Origin of the sequence: Streptomyces sp. 13-12-16, from assembly GCF_002114215.1 — a bacterium.
In the GTDB taxonomy this organism is placed as follows: Bacteria; Actinomycetota; Actinomycetes; order Streptomycetales; family Streptomycetaceae; genus Streptomyces.
Window position 1 is genome coordinate 1 of the sequence record NZ_NCTE01001083.1, and the last position, 3,107, is coordinate 3,107.

Sequence of the window (3,107 nt, forward strand, 5' to 3'; positions counted from 1 at the left end):
GCCGCACGGGCACCGTGGGCACGGGCGGCGCCGGCCGCGCGCCGTTCACGACGGCGGCCGGACGCCCGTCCCCGGTGGCCCGCTCTGCGGCCACCGCCTCCTGCTCGGCTGCGCTGGACACCTGTCAGCCTCCCGCGGCTCGTGGGGGACGGCGGCGGACAGGGGAGCAGGGCACGTGTCGTCGGCTCCGGCCGCGGCTCCCCGGCGCGTCGTCCTCCCACTGTTCTGCCCAGAGCGTGCCTCGCACTCACGTTTCCCCGGGGGGCGGCATGGTCGTTTCCCGGAGGCGAGGCCCGTCGTTGGGCACCGCGTGAGGTACGTACAAGGGCGCGCACGGCGCGCGAGGGCCGCGCTGGCCGCCGTAGTGACATGGGCAGGACTGCTGACCGGAGCCGCCGGCTGCACCGCGGACGGCACCGTCGGCGGGGCGTTCGGGCCCCCGGCCGCCGAGGAGGTCATCCGCGTGTCGCCCGACGACGGCAGCAAGGACGTACGCCCCGACTCGGCGCTGCGGGTGCGCGTGCCGGACGGGCGGCTGGAGTCGGTGGAGGTCGTCGTGGAGCAGGACGCGCGGGAGTCGCCGGTCCCCGGGCGGATCTCCGCCGACGGGCTGACCTGGGAGCCCGACGACGCACGGCTGGCGCTGGCCGCGAAGTACACCGTCGACGCGGTGGCCGTGGACGGCGACGGCCGCCGCTCGGCCCGGCACACCACCTTCACCACCTTCGTCCCGGAGGAACGCTTCATCGGCTACGTCGCGCCCGAGGACCGTTCCACGGTCGGCACCGGGATGATCGTCTCCCTGGAGTTCAACCGGAAGATCGTCCGCCGTGCGGCCGTCGAACGCGCCGTCCGCGTCACCGCCCGCCCGGCCGTCGAGATCCGCCCGCACTGGTTCGGCGACTCCCGCCTCGACTTCCGCCCCGAGCGGTACTGGAAGCCCGGCACCGAGGTCACCGTCGACCTGGACCTGCGCGACGTCGAGGGGGCACCGGGCGTCTACGGCCTCCAGCACCGCACCTTCACCTTCACCGTCGGCCGCAGTCAGGTGTCGGTGGTCGACGCCTCCGCGCACACCATGCGGGTGCGCAGGGACGGGGAGCTGCTGGCCACCGTGCCGATCACGGCGGGGGCGCGGAGGACGCCCACGTACAACGGCAAGATGGTGATCACCGAGATGCTCGAAGTGACCCGCATGAACGGCGCGACGGTCGGCTTCACCGACGACGACGGCAAGGGCGAGTACGACATCCCCGACGTCCCGCACGCCATCCGCCTGACCAGCTCCGGGACCTTCCTGCACGGCAACTACTGGGCCGGCACCGACGTCTTCGGCGACTCCAACGTCAGCCACGGCTGCGTCGGACTGCGCGACGTGAAGGGCGGCGGGGCGGACACCCCGGCGGGCTGGTTCTTCGACCGCAGCCTCATCGGTGACGTCGTCGAGGTCGTCAACAGCGAGGACGAGGAGGTCGCCCCCGACAACGGCCTCGGTGGCTGGAACATGAACTGGAAGGAGTGGAAGGCGGGCAGCGCGGTGAAGTGACTCCTCCGGCGGGCCGTTGAACTTGGAACGGAACGGTGACAAACCCGCCGCCTCGAACCCCTCTGGCCTGTGGTTACTATGCCCGAGCGCGCGAGGGGCGCGCGGGGGCGCGGGTCCGGCAGGGACTGGGCCCGCCGAGGGGAGAAACAAGTGAACGTGGGGCCCATATCGGGGGCGGCGCCGGTCGGCGCCCGGGGGCGCGGCGGCCGGAAGCTGGCGGCACTGGCGCTCGGCGTGATGCTGGCGGTGACCGCCTGCGGCGGCGGAGGCTCGGAGCAGGGGTCCGGCCCGGGCGACGGCAAGGGCAAGGGCAAGGACTCCACCGCGGCGCAGAGCAAGCAGTCGGAGGCCGTGGTCGGCATCGCGCCCGAGGACGGCGCGAAGTCCGTCGAGACCAGCGGCACGCTGAAGGTGAGCGCGAGCAAGGGCAAGCTGACCGAGGTCGTCGTCAAGAACCCGGACGGCGACAGGATCGAGGGCGAGATATCCGGCGACGGCGCCACCTGGACGCCGTCCACCCACCTGGCCGCCTCCACCAAGTACACGGTGCACGCGGTCGCCAAGGACTCCGAGGGCCGCACCGCGGCCGAGGACTCCAGCTTCACCACGCTGACGCCGAAGAACACCTTCATCGGCACCTTCACCCCCGAGGACGGCTCCAAGGTCGGCGTCGGCATGCCGTTCTCGCTCCGCTTCACCCGGGGCATCACCAACCCCGAGGACGTCGAGAAGGCCATCCGCATCACCACCGAGCCGGCCGTCGAGGTCGAGGGCCACTGGTTCGGCAACGACCGCCTCGACTTCCGCCCGGAGAAGTACTGGAAGGCCGGCACCAAGGTCACCGTCGACCTCAACCTCGACGGGGTCGAGGGCCGCGACGGCGTCTACGGCAAGCAGTCCAAGAAGGTCTCCTTCACCATCGGCCGCGAGCAGGTCTCCGTCGTCGACGCCAAGAAGCTCACGATGAAGGTCATGCGGGACGGCAAGCTCCTCAAGACCGTCCCGGTCACCACCGGCGCGCCCGGCTACGAGACCTGGAACGGCAAGATGGTCATCAGCGAGAAGCTGACGGTGACCCGGATGAACGGCGAGACGGTCGGCTACGGCGGCGAGTACGACATCAAGGACGTCCCGCACGCCATGCGCCTGTCCACCTCCGGCACCTTCCTGCACGGCAACTACTGGGGCGGCGACGCCTTCGGCAACCGCAACGCCAGCCACGGCTGCGTCGGCCTGCGCGACGTCCGCGGCGGCTGGGACAAGGACGCGCCGGCCGCCTGGTTCTTCAACAACTCCCTGATCGGCGACGTGGTGGAGGTCAAGAACTCCAACGACGCCACCATCGCCCCGGACAACGGCCTCAACGGCTGGAACATGTCCTGGGAGAAGTGGAAGGCGTAAGCAATCGGGGCACTGCGTGCCCGATCGGCGACGGCGGGGCCGCACGGCCCCGCCGTCGCCTTTTCCCGGCCGGGCGCGAAGCAGGACGGGCGCGATCACCGACTCGCCGGGGCATCGCGGCGGCAAGCACCCCGGCACGGTGCGCGGCGCGGGCCGCGAC

The 3,107-nt window shown here is 71.8% G+C and carries 2 protein-coding genes; both read left to right on the plus strand.

The annotated features are described in order from the left end of the window. Positions 1-310 precede the first annotated feature (310 nt). On the plus strand, positions 311-1,546 hold the full coding sequence (locus tag B7767_RS35610; RefSeq protein ID WP_085575662.1) for an Ig-like domain-containing protein: 1,236 nt from the start codon (positions 311-313) through the stop codon (positions 1,544-1,546). A gap of 150 nt (positions 1,547-1,696) precedes the next feature. After that, entirely contained in the window at positions 1,697-2,947 is a 1,251-nt protein-coding gene (locus B7767_RS35615; RefSeq protein WP_179167431.1) for an Ig-like domain-containing protein, read from the plus strand. Positions 2,948-3,107: the final 160 nt, after the last annotated feature.